Below are 17,049 nucleotides of genomic sequence, written 5' to 3' on the forward strand. Positions count from 1 at the left end.
ACCGCTCCCCGTGGGCCGCTATTCCGACCGGCCCGCTATGCCTGCCGGTAGGAGCTCTCGGTAGTCCCCGGGGTCCGTCGCGGAGCTGCCAGCCGGTACCCCAGGCCGCGTACGGTCTCAATCGTCGCCTCACCCAGTTTCCGCCTCAGGTACTGGACGTACACGCTCACGATGTTCGAGTCCGGATCGATGTCGTTCTCCCAGACCCTGTCGAGGATCTGGTCGCGGGTGAGCACCGCCCCCGGGTTCCGCATGAAGAGTTCGAGCAGCGTGTATTCACGGTTGGAGAGATCGACGGCGCCCTCCGCGGTGAAGGCCTGCCGGGACTGCGGGTCGAGGCGGATGCCGTTGTGCTCCAGCTGGACGTCGGCCTCGGCGGCCCGCCGGTCACGCAATCTCAGGTTGATGCGCGCGAGGAGTTCGGCGAACGCGAAGGGCTTGGTGAGATAATCGGCGGCGCCCGATTCGAGACCGGTCACGGTGTCCTGCAGGGACGTGCGGGCGGTGAGGATGATGACCGGCAGGGACACGCCTGCCGTCCGGAGGAGGCTCAGCACGCCGAACCCGTCGACCAGGGGCAGGCCGACGTCGAGGATCATCAGATCATGACGGCCCTCGGATGCGAGGTGGAAAGCAGCGAAACCGTCGGTGACCACGTCGCAGGCGAACCCTGCGCGGACGAGTCCCTCGACCATGAACTCGTGCATCCGCTCCTCGTCCTCGGCGATGATGATGCGCTTGCTCACAGCGCCGCTCCTTCCCCGACCGACGACGGCGAGTCAGCGGTGAGCCCCACCCTCGACCGCGGGAGCTCCAGGATGAAGGTCGCCCCGCGCCCGGGGGGACTGACGACCCGCGCGCCGCCGCCGTGCCCCTTCGCGATGGCGGTCACGATCGACAGGCCGAGACCTGAGCCACCGTGCGAACGCCCGGCGCGAGCCCGGGCGAAGCGTTCGAAGATCCTGTCGGCGTCCGCGGGGTCCACACCCTTCCCCGTGTCCCGCACCCAGAGCTGAACAGGCCCGGTATCGGTCACCGAGACGCCGAACCCGATCTCGTCGCCGTCCTGGGTGAACTTCACGGCGTTCTCGGCCAACTGCAGCAGCGCCTGGGTGAGCCGTTGCTTGTCGGCCCGCAGCATCACGTCGACCCGACTGTCCACCAGCCACCGACGGCGCCCGAGAGGGCGTGCCTTGTCGGCGATCTCGTCGATGAAGCGATCCGCCTCGAACGTCGACTCCGCCATGAAGTCCGGACGAGCAGCGGCGGCGAGGAGGGTGATGTCGTCGACGAGGCGCCGCATGCGGTCCAGTTCGTCGACGAGCATGTCCACGGTCTGTCGGGCCCGGGCAGGATCATCGAGCTCCAGCAGCTCCGGGTGCCCGCGCAGGATGGCGATCGGGGTGCGCAATTCATGGCTCGCGTCATCGAGGAAGCGACGCTGCGAGGCGAACGCGTTGTCGAGCCTGTCGACCATCCCGTTGAAGGTCTCGGCGAGCATCGAGATGTCGTCACTGCCACGGACCGGGAGCCTCTGGGAGAAGTCCGCGTCGCTGACGTTCGTGATCGCGTCGCGGAGCAGGCGCACCGGCCTGAGCAGCCGGCCTGAGAGCCACCAGAGGACCGCCGCGAGCAGGAGGAGCCCCAGCAGCGCCACGCCCGAGTAGGTGATCGCGGCCGCCACGGCTTCCTCCCGCTGCGCACCGATGTCGTTGATGATCAGGTACGTGCCACTCTGCTCCAGCCCCGCGATCTCGAACGGGACGGCGGCGTAGTGCACCTCCGACCCGTCGATCACCGCGGATCCCTCGCGGACGCCCTCGCCGGCGGAGACGCCGGACAGCTCGGCGAGGAATGCAGCGCTCGGCGGAGGATCGATCGTGGCTCCCGACACGGTGGCGAGGTCCGGACCCACCAGGCCGACGAAGGTCTCGAAGCGGCCGCCCACGTTGCCGCGTTCTGCCGCCTCGAACAACTCGACGAGCGTCGGGAAGTCGCGTGATGTCCACGGGGTACCCCTCGAGACCAGGAAGCTCGAGAACTCCTCCACCTCCTGATCGATGGCATTGCCCACGCGGACGTCGACGCGCTCGAGCTGGAGTGAGTAGGCGGTGATCGACGCAGCGAGGATCCCGAGCGCGGCAAGGCCGGTCACCCATCCGATGATGCGGGCACGCACGGATGTGATGGCTCGCGGTGAACCGGTAGTGCGTTCCGTCATTCGACCTCCGGGGCGGGGTGGGCGCAGCGACACGGCCCGTATGTCGCGGTTCTCACGATGGGGCCCATCCTTTAAGGCTAGTGCTCATGCACCGCTGCCGTCGGCACGGTCATGCGGACAGTCGACCGACCAACCCGAGACCGTCGCGGCGTCAGCCGGAAGTGCCGAACCGTCGGGTCGGCCGGGTGCGATGAGCACCACACCGGGGTACTCCTCGATGAGGCTCCGGAGGATCTCCAGGCCTTCGTCGTCGAGCTCGGCATCGATGCGGTTGAGCACGAGCAGGGGTGGGTCGCCGAGCGCGGCACGGGCGAGGATCAATCGTGCGCGTTCCGAGACGGTGAGCGGCTCGCCGCCGCGCCTGAGCTGCGTGCGGCCGCCGCGCGGGAGCGCCTCGACCGACTGCGCAAGGCCCACCCTGCTGAGCGCCCGGTACCCGTCCTCGGTCTCTGCCTCCGGGTGGCGGTACCGGACCGAGCGTTCGATCGTGCCCCGTTCCAGGTACGAGCCGGACGCCGCGTAGCCGATGAGCCGCCGGCGCTCCTCGGGAGGCACCGCGGTCACGTCCTGACCGTCGACGAAGGCGAGGACGCGAGGGTCCGACCTCAGCCCGACGATCGCCCGGAGCACGTCGTCCGCCCGTGCGGGATCGCCCGTGGTCAGCGCGACCACGTCGCCGGGAGCGGCCAGGAGGGTGGGCGGGGCGCACTGGGAACAGGCGGGTGGGGCGACGAGGGACACCACGCCGTCGCCGGCGACCAGGGAACTGGCGATACGGGCCGCTCCGACCTCGGAGGTCCGTTCCTCCGGCTCCTCCGGCCTGTTGAAACTGGCCTTCCGGAGCGCAGGGACCAGGATCCGGCGTGCGGCCTTAAAGTTCTGCCGATACTCGACCACGCGGCCGAACTCGCTGACGGGAGCGGACATGAGCCCCACGATGGTCAGGGCGCCCGCGATCGTGGCCGTGTCGATGCCCTGCCAGAGCCCTGCGATGCCCACCGCCGCCACGGTGAGGGCTGCCGCGGCTGCGGCTGCCCCGCGGATGTAGCCGGCGATCCGCGACCTGTGGATGGACGCGTCGACCACCTGCTGACCGGCCTTGCCGATGCGTCGGAGTTCGCGCTTCTCGCCGCCGCCCGCCCGGATGACCGGAGCCGCTGCCACGGTGTCGGCGAGGAGGGACGCAAGGCGACCCCGCTTGCGCCGCACCACCTTCGCCCGGTCGAGCGCGGCACGGGAGAGGACGATCATCGCGGCCGCGAGGACGATGAGGGGCGCGACGGCGGCGAGTGCCAGCATAGGGCTGAGAAGGCCCAGTCCCACCGCGGCACCCAGGATCAGGGGAACGCCGACGGCGAGGGGTGCGATACCGAGCGCGATCCAGTTGCGGACACTCGTCAGGTCATTGGTTGCGCGGGCGATGGTGATGCCTGCCGCCGGGGCCTGCTCGTGTGTCAGCGCTGCGTCCACGAGCCCCACCCGGATTTCCTGGATATAGCTCTGCCCCAGACGTTCGGCAAGGACACGCTCGAAGGAGCGCAGCACGCCGATACCCACGGCCGCGGTCAGCAGCCCGGTACCCGCCAGGAGCGACGCCGTGAGGTCGGCTCCCGTGCCGAGCAGCATCGTCATGAACAGCGCGGTCACCCCGGCCAGTGCCGCCAGCAGGAGTCCCGTGCCGATGAGCAGTGCCATCACGCGGACTCGATCCCCGGCGAGGAGCTTCGGCATGTCGGCCGCCGCGCGAGGGTTGTCCTCGGCCGCCCTCATGACGCGAGGGTCGGCACGTCCTGCGCCGATGGGACGATGCTGAGCGCGACCTCGGGCGTGCACAGGTCGAAGGTGCTGATCACCGGGACGTCGAGTACGGCCGATGCCTCCTCTTTGGCGAGCGGGGACGCAGTGAGCAGACCGGACACGGCAGCAACCTGCACACCGCTCTCCCGAAGCACCTGGACCCCGGCCGTCGCGCCGAGCGCATCCGCCGCCGAGAACACCACCTGGTCCACGACCCCCTGGAAGACCGGATCGGCGAGGAGCCGTGCGGTCTCGCCCTGGTAGACGCCGTCGGCGATCTCGACGACCACGACGTCGGTGCCCTCGGTGCTCAGGCGCCCGATCAGGCTCGTGAGCAGCTCACGGACCTCCGCGTACTCGAGGCGGAACGTGGTGGGGTGGCCGAAGTCGGTGAAGTCGAGCACCTGACGCGCACCGGCGTCGGTGAAGAGGCGGGGATCGTTGCCCGAGCCCGTCCCGGTGGCCTTGCCCGCCGAGACGCGCAGGCCGGCGTTCGTCAGACCGTTCACCAGGCAGCCGAGCGTGGTCGACTTCCCCGAGTTCATCGAGGTCCCGAGGACCGCGACGACGGCGGGGCGGCTCAGGTCCGCCCTCACCGGTTGCACGGGAGCGGACGGGGCGAGGTCCTTCAGGTTGACGACGCCCTCCGTCGTGGCGAGGAGTCCGATCGGCTGGATGGTCGTAGCCTCCTTCATCCCGGCGTGCTGCTCGAGGACGCGACCGGCCACGCCGCCACCGGCAACGAGCTGGCACTCCTCGAGATCGGCGGGGACCTCGGCGAGGAACTGGTCCGGCGCGTAGCGGTTGCCGTAGGCCACGAGGATCTCGTCACCGACGAACATCACCTGGCGCCGTGACACGGGGCTCTCGAGCTTCAGGTGGGACCCGAGCTTCACCACACGGGCGAGGACGATGTCGCCCGGTCGCGGGGCGGCCTGCATCAGCAGGTAGCCGCTGGCATCCTTCTCCAGCGATGCGGCGAGGAAGCGGGTGGTGTAGGCCTTCTTGGCCAGCTGCAGGCGCTCGGCGTCGACCGGAACCATGCCGAGGGCCGGCGACGGCGTGCTGACGAGGGTGGCGGCGAGTGCGGTTCCTTCGATGATGATGCTCATGACGTTCAATCCAATCGGTGGGGTTCCTTCGGGATGTCTCCAGTGAAGAGCACCAATCGAAGAGCAACATGAGTCCGCCATGAGAGAGCTCTTATGGGACGTTCACCTGGCCTTCATGTGCGTCCGCGACGGTGGACCGCGGCCGCCACCGCGGTGGTGCCGCTCCCACTGTGTCGCTCGCGTGCGTAGGCGACCCGGCTGACTACTGTGGCTCAAGGGTCCGACGGGCGGTCCACGCGCCTGGCCGTCCGATGACTCTCCCCACCACGACCTTCGAGGTGTGACGTGCATCACCTTCCTGATAACCCGGGCACCGCCGGAGCGGGGTCCGACGGACTGCGGCGGCGCGTCCTGATCGTGGCGACGGGGCGCGACCGGGGCGCGCTCGCCGCTGCACGGGCTTTCCAGCGAGAGGGCTGGTATGTCGGTGTGGGCACGCCCGAGGGCGGCGGCGCTCTCGGCTCGTCCAACGCCTGCGCCATCTCCTACACCGTGCCCCGTCCACGCACCGACGGCCTCGCCTTCGTGGAGGGTGTGCGGCGCGCCGCCACCTCCGGCCGGTTCGACGTCGTCCTCGGCGGTGGAGACGACTGGATGGCGGCCCTGGCCGCGTACCGGTCCCAGATCCCGGTCCCGGTGGCGCATCCGGAGTTCGAGGTCGTCGAGACGGTGCTCGACAAGGTCCGCCTCGCGCAGTACGCACAGAAGGCGGGCCTGGGCTCGCCCCACACGGAGCTCGCCACCGATGCTGCCCTCGCCGCATGGAACGGCCCTCTGGTGATCAAGTGCAAGGAACACTGGGCGACCAATCAGACCCACCCTGTCCGCATCGAGGCCAAGTTGTTCGCGACGGCCGAGGCCGCTCGTCCGCAGGTGGAGCGGATCCGGGCCGCCGGCGCGCAGCCCATCCTGCAGCAGCCCATCATCGGCACGCTGGGCGCGCTGATCGGCGTGTTCCACGAAGGACGCCTCCTCGGGAGGACCCAGCAGGTCTCGACCCGCCTGTGGCCCACTCCCAACGGCGCCTCGGCCCGGGCCGTCACGGTCCCGCTCGACGACGCGCTCGTCGCGAAGGCCGAAGCCCTGCTGGGCGACCTCGGCTGGCGCGGCCTGGTCGAACTCCAGTTCCTCACCGGTGACGGCGGCGTGCCGCACCTCATCGATTTCAACGGACGCTTCTTCGGCTCCCTCGCCCTCGCCGAGTCGGCTCGGCCGGGGCTCGTGCGGGCGTGGACCGATCTGGTGCTGGGCGGCGGGACCGAGCCCCTACCGGACGCGCGTCCGGGCGAGCGTTACTCGTGGCTCACGGGCGACCTCCGCCGCGCGCGGATCGAGCGGCGCGGTGGCCTCCTACGCGACTCGATCGACACGTTGCGGTGGTCCGCGGGAGCACACCACAGCATCTGGGATCCACGCGATCTCGGCCTGTCGGTGAGCCTGGCCCTCGGGCGGTTCCGGCGCCGGTGACAGGTTGCTGCGGCAAGGGAGTCACCACGCGTCCTGGGGCCTGGGACCCCGGAACGGGAGCCGAGGCCGATCGGACCATGAGAGGTGCTCTCATGTCCTCGTGGCACCTCGCGCCGATCAGGCGAACGCCGAGATGCCCGTGAGGGCCCGGCCGACGATCAGGCTGTTGATCTCGTAGGAGCCCTCGTAGGTGTAGACGGCCTCGGCGTCGGCGAAGATCTTCGCCATGCCGTAGTCCGTGACGATACCGTTGCCGCCCAGGATCCCGCGCCCGAGGGCCACGGTCTCGCGCATCCGGGCCGTGGTGAAGGACTTCGCGAAGGCGGCCTGCGGCATGTCCGACACCCCCTGTTCCTGAAGCTGGGCGACGCGCGCCATCACGCCGAGGCACGCGGTGGTGTTCCCCATCATGGTGACCAGCTGGTCCTGGACGAGTTGGAAACCGGCGATCGGCCGCCCGAACTGGTGGCGCTCCACCGCGTACTGCCGGGCGACGTCGAACGCGGCGAGTTGCTGCCCCACGGCCTGCCAGCCCACGAGGATGCGGGAGCCGAGCAGGAGCTGGCGCGTGTCGTTGAACGTCTCGATGCCGGCGAAGCGGTCCGCTTCGGGGATGCGCACGTCGGTCAACGTGATGTCGGCGTTCTGCACGGTGCGGAGCGCCGTCTTGTTCGCGATGGCGGTGCGGGTGACGCCGGCCAGTGTGGCGTCGAGGATGAAACCGCGCACCCCGCCCGTCTCGGCGTCCCGTGCCCAGAGCAGCATGTAGTCGCAGAACGTCCCGTTGCCGATCCACCGCTTGGCACCGTTGATCACCCAGGTGTCGCCGTCGCGCCTGGCCGTGGTGGCCATGCCACCGGCGACGTCGGAACCGTGCAGCGGTTCGGTGAGCGCGAAGGCGCCGGTGACCTTCAGGTCCATCGCGTCCTGCAGCAGGCGGTCCTTCTGGTTCTGGCTGCCGAACAGGTGCAGCGCCTCGACGAAGAGGTCGTGGTGGACCATGAAGAACGTGGCGATCGAGGTGTCCGCCCGCGTCAGCTCGGCGATCACGAGGCCGCTGAACAGGTGGCTGTACCCCTGCTGCACGGGCGTGCTGAGGCCCAGGGCGGCGAGCTTCGGCAGGATCTCGTGCGGGAACTCGGCGCGGTTCCACCATTCGACGGCGCGCGGCGTGACCTCCTTGGCAAGGAAGTCGCGGACGTCCTGGAGCTTCTCGCGCTCGTGCCCGGCGAGCAGGGTTTCGAAGCCGAGGAAATCGGCGGTGGGTAGCTGGCTCTCCATCGAGCCGTCCTTTCCGTTGAGACCGGGCGAACCTGGTGCGCCTACTTCGGCGCCATGCGGATGGCGCCGTCGAGGCGGATCGTCTCGCCGTTGAGCATCTGGTTCTCGACGATGTGCGCCACGAGTGCGGCGTACTCCACGGGCTTGCCGAGGCGGGAGGGGTGCGGCACCTGGGCGCCGAGGGAGTCCTGTGCCTCCTGTGGCAGACCCGCCATCATGGGGGTCTCGAAGATGCCGGGCGCGATGGTCACCACGCGGATGAGGGAGCGGGCGAGCTCGCGGGCGATCGGCAGCGTCATGGCTGCCACGCCGCCCTTCGACGCCGCGTACGCGGGCTGGCCGATCTGCCCGTCGAAGGCCGCCACGGACGCGGTGTTGATGATGACCCCGCGCTCGTCCGAGCCGCCGAGACCCGTGACGGTCGGGGTGGTGGCCATGGCTTCCGCGGCGAGCCGGATGACGTTGAACGTGCCGATGAGGTTCACGGTGATCACCCGCGAGAACTGCTCGAGCGGCAGGACGCCCTCGCGTCCCAGGACCTTGCCGGGCGTCGCGATGCCGGCGCAGTTGACCACGATGCGCAGCGGGCCGAGCTCCGCGGCGGCATCGACGGCGCGCTGCACCTGCTCCGCGTCGGCGACGTCCGCGGCCACGAAACGCACGCGTCCACCGGAGGGGTCGAGCTCCTTCGCGACGTCCGCTCCCGCAGAGCCCGGGAGGTCCACCAGGAGCACCGAGGCGCCGCCGTCGACCAGCCTGCGGGCGGTGGCGAGCCCGAGGCCCGACGCCCCGCCCGTCACGAGCGCAACCGCTCCCCCGATGTCCATGCCTGTTCCCTCCGCGGTGCTGAGCGTCATTGGTCCGTCCCCGCGGCCAGCGTACTGTGACGTGGCCCACTGCGCACCCGGCACCGCTCGCGCTGCGCACCCTGACCAGTACTGACCCACCGCACTGGGCTGCACGGCCTGACTAGGGTGGTCACATGCCCATTCCCGACGACGCCGCAGACGTGGCCGCTGCGAGCGTCCGGCAGGCGTTCCTCCGGCGGAGCCTCGCCGTTCCCCGGACGCGGCTCGGTGCCGTCGAGGTACCGGCGCCGGCCGCAGGCGGGCACTGGCACTACTGGTGGCAGGCCCATCTGCTCGACTGCCTGATCGACGCCGGTCTCCGCGATCCGGCGTCGGGTGCGCTCACCGAGGCCCGACGGCTGGCCCGCGGCATCTGGCTCCGCAACGGCGCCCGCTGGCGGAACGCCTATTACGACGACATGGCCTGGCTCGCGCTCGCGCTGCAGCGGCTCGACGGCACGGCGACGACGCCAGCAGTGACGCGCGGCGGGACGTGGGCCGCCGCGGAGGACGGACGACGGCGGGATCGACGCCGCGTGCGCGTGCTCGGCGCGGCCCTCCGCTCGGCCGACACAAGTGACCTCGGCGGTGGCGTGTGGTGGAATACCACGCGGGACTACAAGAACACGCCCAGCACGGCACCGGCCGCCCTGTTCTTCGCGCGGGCCGGGGAGACCGACCGCGCGCAGGGCCTGCTCGACTGGCTGCACGCGAGACTGTTCGACGCTTCCACGGGCCTCTACCTCGACGGCATCCGGGCCGACGGGTCCGTGGAACGCACGGTGCACACCTACAACCAGGGCACGGTGCTCGGCGCACTCGTGACCGTCGGCGGGCCGACGAACCTCGCGCGCGCGGCGCGGCTCATCGCGGCCGTCGAGCAGCACCTCGCCGACCGCCCCCTCGCCGATCACGGCGGACCTGGACCCCTGCCGCTCGCGTCCGCCGGGGACGCGGGCCTCTTCACCGGGATCCTCGTGCGTTACCTCTCGCTGGCTGCAGGGCATCCTGACCTCGCGCCCGACGTCGCCGCCACGGCTCGCCGGCTCGTCACAGCGACCGCCGAGCACGTGTGGAACGGCCGGCGCCCCGGGGAGGCCGGGAACCTGGTGTTCCCACCTTCCGGTGACGGCCCCACGACGCTGTCCTCGCAAGTTCAGGCCTGGACCGTCCTGGAAGCCGAAAGGGCGTGCCGGCATCGGTGACCCGGTACTGACACGCCCTGACACGACGTCGGCGGCCTCGCGGCTACTCGTCCGCTGCCTGCCGCCTGCGCTTCGTCAGCACGAGCGCCAGACTGCCGATGACCAGCAGGCCGATGGCCGACGCCACGATCCCGGTGAGCTGCACACCCGTGAAGGCGAGGCCCGGGATCGGGTGCTTCACCGGCGGGACGTCCACCACGGGGTTGACCGTGACGTCACCGTCCGTCACCGGCGGAGCGACCGGCGGATCGACCGGCGGATCGACCGGCGGATCGACCGGCGGATCGACCGGCGGATCGACCGGCGGGTCAACCACTCCGACGGCGGTCGCCGAGTTCCGGAGCACCCCGTTGCCGGTGTCGCCCGAGACCGTCACACCGTAGGTGATCACGGCCTCCTCACCGATGGCGAGTGGACCGATCCAGCGCAACTGCCCGCCGGTGACGGTCACCTCGCCGCTGGTGGCTGAGGTACCCGGCTTCAGCACGGCGTCGTCCAGCACATCCGTCAGATCGTCCTCGACGATCGCCTCGGCGAGGTCCACGTTGCCGTCGTTCCTCACCGTGACGGTGTAGTCGACGTCCTGGCCGTCCGACACGTCCCCGTCGTCGCCCGCGGAGACCGACTTGTCGATGTCCACCGACGGCCGAACCGGCGCCGGCGCGGTGGTGACGGTGTCCGGAGCCGATCCGATCCGCGCACCGTCCAGGAGCCCGAAGGCCCGAGCGGTGTTGCTGATCGAACCGGCGGCGACGTCCTCGTCCGTGACCACGTACGGATCGGCCTCGAACTCTCCGGTGTCGCCAGGCCCGATGTCGACGGTCTCGTCGAGACCGGTGACGCGCTCGTCCTCCACCCGGACGTCCCCGATGAGGACGGGCCCGGTGTTGGTGACCTCGAACGAGTACGCGATGGTCTCGCCGGCGTCGGCGAAGCCGTTCCCGTTGCCGTCGTTGAGCTCGGCGATCTTCTCGAGCACCAGCGGACCGTCACCTGCGGGCACCACCTCTGTCGAGGGCGCCGAGAGCACCGGCGGTGCCGGATCGCCGTTCGGCAGCGCCGGTGCGGTTCCGCCCACCGTCGCCGTGTTGGACACGAATCCTGCCGCGATGTCCTCCGCCGTCACGGTGTACGGATCGGCCTCGAGCGTGCGCGCCTCGCCCGGAGCCAGCGTGAGCTCACCGGCGTCGGGCAACGTGACCTGCGGGTCGTTGACGGTGACCCCGCTGATGACCACGTTTCCGGCGTTCCGGACCGCGAACGAGTAGGTGATGGTCTCGCCCTCGTTCGCGATGTCGTCGTCGCCGGACAGCTCGCCGGTCTTCTCGACCATCAGCTGTGCGTCGCGCTCCACCGTCACGGTGCTCGTGGTGTCCGGTGCACTCTGCACGGCCTCGGCCGGCACTCCCGGCACGGCGGTCGTGACGCCGGTCGCGGTCGCCGAGTTGTTCGCGGCTCCTGCGGCGATGTCCTCCGCCGTCACCGTGTACGGCTCGGCCGTGAAGCGGACCGTCTCACCGCGCAGGATCGTCGCGGACGCGGGAGTGAGCCCCGAGACCTTCGGATCCTGGACGGCGACGTCGGTCAGGGTGACGTTGCCGGTGTTCGTGACGTCGAACGAGTACCGGATGGTCTCGCCCGGATCGGCCACGCCGTTCTCGTCGGCGTCGTCGACACCGGGTTCGAACACGGCGATCTTGTCCACCACGAGGCCCGGCACCGCGTCACCGACGACGACGACGATGCGCGCCTGCGCCCGGGTGCCGTTCATGTCGGCCACCGAGTAGGTGATCGCCGTGGTGGTCCCGTCGAAGCCGTCCGCCGGCGTGAAGGTGACCGCCCCGGTGAATGCGTTCACCGAGTAGGAGCCCTCGCCGGGCACGAGCAGGCCCCGGCCGTCGGCGCTGACCACGGCACCCTCGACACCCTCGGGCGCCAGGAGCACCACGCTCGTGGGAACCAGGAGGGCGTCGGGGCTGCCCGGCTGATCGTTGGACAGCACGTCGATCAGCACCGCCGTCTCCGGCTCGGTGACCGCGGAATCGTCCTGTGCGAGCGGTGACACGGCGGCCACCGTCACGGTGAAGGACGCGCTCGCCGTGGCGCCGTCGACGTCGCTGACCGTGTAGGTCACCGGCGCCGCGGTGCCGCTGAAGGCACCCGTGGGGGTGAAGGTGATGGCACCGTTCTCCGGGTCCACGCGGTAGGTGCCCTGGCCGGGTACCTGCAGCGTCTTCCCGTCCTCGGACAGCTCGGCTCCCTCCACACCCTCCGGCGTGGTGAGGGCCACCGTGGTCGGATCGAGCGGAGTGGTGTCGTTGCCCGCGGAGTCGTTGCCGAGCACGTCCACGGTGACCGGGACGCCCTGCTGGGTGGTCACGGCATCGTCCCCGGCCAGCGGCGTGGCCGCGACCACGCTGATGTCGATGGTCGAGGAGGCCGTGCGGCCGTCCGTGTCGGCGACGACGTAGCGCACGGTCCCCACCGGTCCGGCGAATCCGGGTGCCGGGGTGAAGGTGATCTCACCCGTCGCCGTGTCCACCGTGAAGGTGCCACCCTCGACGGTGAGTTCCGCGACGGGCTCGCCGTCCGCATCGAGCAGGCGCACGGAGGTCGGATCGACCGGCGTGCCCCCCTCGATACCGGGCAGGTCGTTGGCGGCCGGCGCGAGCGTCACCGGGGTGTTCTGGTCGGTGCGAGCAGCGTCCGCCACCACGCGCGGGCCCACGCCCTCGACGTCGACGACGACGGCGGCCGAGGCCTCCTCGCCGTTCTCGTCGAGGACCACGTAGGTCACGGGCGAGGTGGCCCCCACGAAGAGGGCTTCCGGCTGGAAGGTGATGACGCCGTCGGGGCCGACGGTCCAGGTGCCCTGGCCGGCGACCACGAGGGTGCGGCGGTCCTCGGACAGCTGGGCGCCCGCGAGCGGCCGCAGCGTGACGGATCCGGGGACGAGCGGTGTCTGCCCGTCCACCGGGACGTCGTTCCCGAGGACCTCGACCGGCACGGACGCGCCCTGGGTGGTCGTGGCGGCGTCGTCGTTCGCCGTGGGTGCCGTGGCCCCCACCGCGACGTCGATGGTCGCCTCGCCGCGCTCGCCGTTCGCATCCGCGATCGAGTAGGTCACGGTCGCGGCCGAACCGATGAAGCCGGTGGTCGGCCTGAAGGTGACGATGCCCGTGGTGATGTCCACCGCGTAGGTGCCACCGGTCACGGTGAGCGTGGTGACGAGTTCGCCGTCACCGTCCACGAACCGGAGGGTGGTGCGGTCGGGGGCGCTGCCGCCCTCGATCCCCGGGAGGTCGTTCGCGGCGGGATCGAGTGTCACCGGCGTGTTCTGGGCCGTGCCGACGGCGTCCGCGCGGACGCGGGGCCCGACGGCGGTCACCTGGACCGAGATGTCCGCGGACACGCTCTGCCCGTCCATGTCCTGCACGGTGTACGTGACCGTGGTGGCCGTGCCGGCGAAGCCGGGCTCCGGCCGGAAGGTCACCAGGCCGGTGTCGGGATCAACGGTCCACGTGCCCTCGCCCGGGACGTCGAGCTGGCGGCCGTCGGCCGAGAGCTCCCCGCCGTCCACGGCACCCAGCACCACGGTGGTCGGGTCGAACGGCGTCTCGTCGTTGCCCGCCAGATCGTTGCTGAGGACGTCGACGGAGACCGCGCTGCCCTGGACGGTCGACGCGGAGTCGTTGTTGGCCACGGGGTTGACGAGCAGCACCGTGAGGCTGATGCCGGCCGTACCACGCGAGCCGTTCCCGTCCGTGACCACGTAGGTCACTTGCGGGACCGATCCCGTGAAGCCCTGGGCCGGTACGAAGGTGATGCTGCCGGTGGCGGGATCCACGGTGAACGTGCCTGCCGCGAGGACGAGCTCTGTCACCTCGACGCCCGCGGCGTCGAGCAGGCGCACCGAGGCGGGATCGAGCGGCGTGCCGCCGTCCACCCCGGGGCGGTCGTTCGCCGCAGGGGCGAAGGTGACCTGCTGGTTCTGGCCGGTGCGGACGACGTCGTCGACCGCGCGCGGTGCCACGGGTGTGACCTCGACCTGGATCGAGGCGCTGGCGGTGGTGCCGTCCACGTCCGTAACCGTGTAGGTCACGCTCGTGGCCTGGCCCGTGAAGGCCGGCTCGGCATCGAAGACGACGACACCCGACTCCGCGTCGACCGTGTAGGTGCCCTGGCCGGGGACCACGAGAGTGCGGCCGTCGGCGGAGAGCTGGCCGCCCTCCACTGCGGTGAGCACCACGGAGCCCGGTACCAGCGGTGTCGCGGCATTGCCGGCGGTGTCGTTCCCGAGGACGGTGATCCGCGCGGACCCGCCCTGCGCCACCTCGACGGGATCGTTGCCCGCCGTGGGTGACACGGCGTCGACGTTCACGTCGATGGTGGAGCGAGAGGACTGCCCGTTGCCGTCGGTGATGACGTACTCGACCTGCGGCACCGGTCCGGCGAAGCCCCGGGTGGGTTCGAAGCGCACGGTTCCGGTCGCGGTGTCCACGGTGAACACGCCGCCGGTGACGGCGAGGGTGTCCACGGCGTTGCCGTCGGCCGGGTCCACGAGCCTCACGGAGGAGGCCAGCGGCGTGCTGCCGCCGGTCACTCCCGGGAGGTCGTTCGCAGCCGGCGTGATCGTGACGCCCACGTTCTGCTGGGTGGTCACGGCGTCGGCGGCGGCGCGGGGCGCCACCGGGGTGACGGTCACGGAGAGCGTCGAGGAGACCTCCGTGCCGTTGATGTCGCGCACGGTGTAGGTCACGGTGGCCGTGGTCCCCGTGAAGGCGGGTACCGGGGTGAACAGGACGGTGCCGGAGGCCGGATCCACCCTGAACGTGCCCTGGCCCGGGACCTGCAGCGTCCTGCGGTCCTCGGAGAGGTCCGCGCCGCTGCCGGCCGGGACGTCGAGCGTGACGGTGGTGGCGTCGAAGGGAGATGCCTCGTTGCCGGGGAGGTCGTTGGCGAGGACCGGCACCGGGACGGCCTCGGCCTGCCGGGTGGTCCTGCTGTCCGCGTTCGCCACTGGAGTGACGGCCACGACGTCGAGGGAGATCGACCCGACCGAGCGCTGCCCGATGCCGTCGCGGATGCTGTAGCGCACCTCCGGCACGCTGCCGGCGAAGCCGACGGCGGGGGTGAAGGTCACGCGTCCGGTATCGGTCTCGACCGTGAACCGGCCGGCTGCCAGCACCAGCTCGGTGACCTCGGCACCTGCAGCGTCGAGGAGCCGGACGCTGGCGGGCACCGGGACGCTACCGCCCTGGACGCCCGCGCGGTCGTTCTCGGCCGGGGCGAAGGTGACAGCCGTGTTCTGCTCGGTCGTCACGGCGTCGGCCACGGCCACGGGAGCCACGGCGGTGACGGTGACCGTGATGGTCGCCGTCGCCGGCTGTCCGTCGGTGTCCTGCACGGTGTAGGTCACAGGGGTGGCCACCCCCGTGAAGGAGGCGATCGGCGTGAAGGTGACCGTACTCCCCTGCACGCGCCAGGTGCCCTGGTTCGGGACGGCGAGCGTCCGGCCGTCCTCGGAGAGGGTTCCGCCGTCCACCGTGCCGAGCACCACGCTCTCGGGGACGAGCGGGGTCCGCGCGTTGCCGGGTACGTCGTTGGCGAGGACGTCGATGCTCGAGTTCTCGCCCTGCAGGACGGTCCCGGAATCGTCGCCCGCGGTGGGCGTGACGGCGGTGACCAGGACGTCGATGGTGGTGACGCCCACCTGGCCGTTGCCGTCCGTGATCTGGTAGCGCACCTCGGGTACGGCGCCGGAGAAGCCGGCGGCCGGTGTGAAGGTGACGTCACCGTTGGTGGTGTTGACGCGGAAGGTGCCGACGCCGTCCAGGGACAGCAGGGTCACGGGCGCGGTGCCGTTGAGCAGACGGACCGAGGCCACATTCACGGGGCTCCCGCCGGTCACACCGGGGAGGTCGTCGGCGCCGGGCTGGAACGTGACCGGGGTGTTCTGCTGCGTCACCGCGGCGTCCGCGACCATGCGCGGGCCCACCGGGGTCACCGTCACGCGGATCTCCGCCGTGACGGTGAAGCTGTCGGCGTCCCGGACCTCGTACTCGACGGCGGTGGTCTCCCCCACGAAGGAGGCTGCGGGCGTGAACGTCACGACACCACTCGCGTTGATCCGGAAGACACCCTGGTTGGCGACGGTGAGCGTCTTCCCGTTGTCGGAGACCACCCCTCCGCCCGCGCCCGTGAAGATCACGGAGGTGCGGTCCAGCGGGGTGTTGTCGTTACCGGGGCGGTCGTTCGCGACGACGTCGATCACGGCCGCCTGCGCCTGTCGCGTGGTCGCCAGGTCGGGGTTCGCCACCGGGGTGACCGCCGTGACGAGGACGTCGATGGTGCTGATGCCCACCTGGCCGTTGCCGTCCAGTACGCGGTAGCGCACCTCGGGCACGGGTCCGGCGAAACCGGCTGCCGGTGTGAAGGTGACATCACCGTTCGCCGTGTTCACGCGGAACACGCCCTCGTCGAGGGTGAGCACCGTGACCGGGGCGTTGTTCTCGCCGAGCAGGCGGAGCGAGCCGAGGTTGACGGCGCTGCCGCCGTCCACGCCGGGGCGGTCGTCCTCGCCGGGCTGGAACGTGACCGGGGTGTTCTGCTGCGTGACCGCGGCGTCCGCGACCATGCGCGGGCCCACCGGCGTGACCGTCACACGGATGGTGGCCGTGGTGGTCTGACGATCGGAGTCGGCCACCCGGTACTGCACCGGCGAGGCGGCATTCACGAAGCCCGCCTGGGGCGTGAACACCAGGACGCCGTCGGCATCCACGGTGTAGACGCCCTGGTTCGGGACGGTGAGGGTCTTCCCGTTGTCCGAGACCGTTCCTCCGCCCACGCCCGTGAAGACCACGGTGGTGGGATCGAGCGGCGTCGCCTCGTTGCCGGGGACGTCGTTCGCGAGCAGGTTCGCCGTCACCGGGACCGCCTGACGCGTGGTCAGGAGGTCGTCGCCCGCGACGGGTGTCACGGACCCCACGGTGATGCTGATGGTGCTGGTGCCGATCTGTCCGTTGCCGTCCTCCACCTGGTAGAAGACCGTCGGCACCGAGCCGCTGAAGCCGGGCTCTGGAGTGAAGGTGACCGCGCCGGTGGACCGGTCCACCGTG

Annotated in this window: 9 protein-coding genes; 2 read left to right on the plus strand and 7 right to left on the minus strand. The window is 70.9% G+C overall.

From position 1 onward, the window contains the following. Positions 1 to 35: 35 nt before the first annotated feature. The 4 genes from AC4D12_RS15750 to AC4D12_RS15765 all read right to left on the minus strand — a co-directional run bounded on the left by AC4D12_RS15750 (position 36) and on the right by AC4D12_RS15765 (position 5,130). Positions 36 to 746 (minus strand): response regulator transcription factor, encoded by a 711-nt coding sequence (locus AC4D12_RS15750; protein ID WP_490950897.1) that lies wholly within the window; start codon positions 744 to 746, stop codon positions 36 to 38. Further along, positions 743 to 2,221 carry a sensor histidine kinase gene (locus AC4D12_RS15755; RefSeq protein ID WP_490950898.1) on the minus strand — a complete coding sequence of 493 codons (1,479 nt, stop codon included), beginning with the start codon at positions 2,219 to 2,221 and terminating at the stop codon, positions 743 to 745. The genes AC4D12_RS15750 and AC4D12_RS15755 overlap by 4 nt, the downstream gene beginning before the upstream one ends. An 84-nt stretch (positions 2,222 to 2,305) precedes the next feature. Next, positions 2,306 to 3,991: an ABC transporter transmembrane domain-containing protein gene (locus tag AC4D12_RS15760; protein ID WP_490950899.1), complete on the minus strand. Its 1,686-nt coding sequence runs from the start codon at positions 3,989 to 3,991 to the stop codon at positions 2,306 to 2,308. Beyond that, entirely contained in the window at positions 3,988 to 5,130 is a 1,143-nt protein-coding gene (locus AC4D12_RS15765) for a P-loop NTPase family protein (RefSeq protein ID WP_490950900.1), read from the minus strand. The genes AC4D12_RS15760 and AC4D12_RS15765 overlap by 4 nt, the downstream gene beginning before the upstream one ends. Before the next feature lie 285 nt (positions 5,131 to 5,415). Here AC4D12_RS15765 and AC4D12_RS15770 point away from each other — a divergent pair, with 285 nt between their 5' ends. After that, positions 5,416 to 6,597 carry an ATP-grasp domain-containing protein gene (locus tag AC4D12_RS15770; RefSeq protein WP_490950901.1) on the plus strand — a complete coding sequence of 394 codons (1,182 nt, stop codon included), beginning with the start codon at positions 5,416 to 5,418 and terminating at the stop codon, positions 6,595 to 6,597. A 117-nt stretch (positions 6,598 to 6,714) separates the two neighbouring features. Here AC4D12_RS15770 and AC4D12_RS15775 read toward each other — a convergent pair whose 3' ends face one another. Then, positions 6,715 to 7,878 (minus strand): acyl-CoA dehydrogenase family protein, encoded by a 1,164-nt coding sequence (locus AC4D12_RS15775; protein ID WP_490950902.1) that lies wholly within the window; start codon positions 7,876 to 7,878, stop codon positions 6,715 to 6,717. A gap of 41 nt (positions 7,879 to 7,919) precedes the next feature. Next, positions 7,920 to 8,705 (minus strand): 3-hydroxyacyl-CoA dehydrogenase, encoded by a 786-nt coding sequence (locus AC4D12_RS15780; protein WP_490950908.1) that lies wholly within the window; start codon positions 8,703 to 8,705, stop codon positions 7,920 to 7,922. Between the two features lie 155 nt (positions 8,706 to 8,860). Between AC4D12_RS15780 and AC4D12_RS15785 the strand changes: the two genes are divergently transcribed. Continuing rightward, positions 8,861 to 9,931, plus strand: a complete 1,071-nt coding sequence (locus tag AC4D12_RS15785; RefSeq protein ID WP_490950903.1) for a glycoside hydrolase family 76 protein — start codon at positions 8,861 to 8,863, stop codon at positions 9,929 to 9,931. Between the two features lie 43 nt (positions 9,932 to 9,974). Here AC4D12_RS15785 and AC4D12_RS15790 read toward each other — a convergent pair whose 3' ends face one another. Next, on the minus strand, positions 9,975 to 16,988 hold the full coding sequence (locus AC4D12_RS15790; RefSeq protein WP_490950904.1) for an Ig-like domain-containing protein: 7,014 nt from the start codon (positions 16,986 to 16,988) through the stop codon (positions 9,975 to 9,977). Between the last annotated feature and the right edge of the window lie 61 nt (positions 16,989 to 17,049).

The organism is Arthrobacter sp. TJ-266, assembly GCF_058269115.1.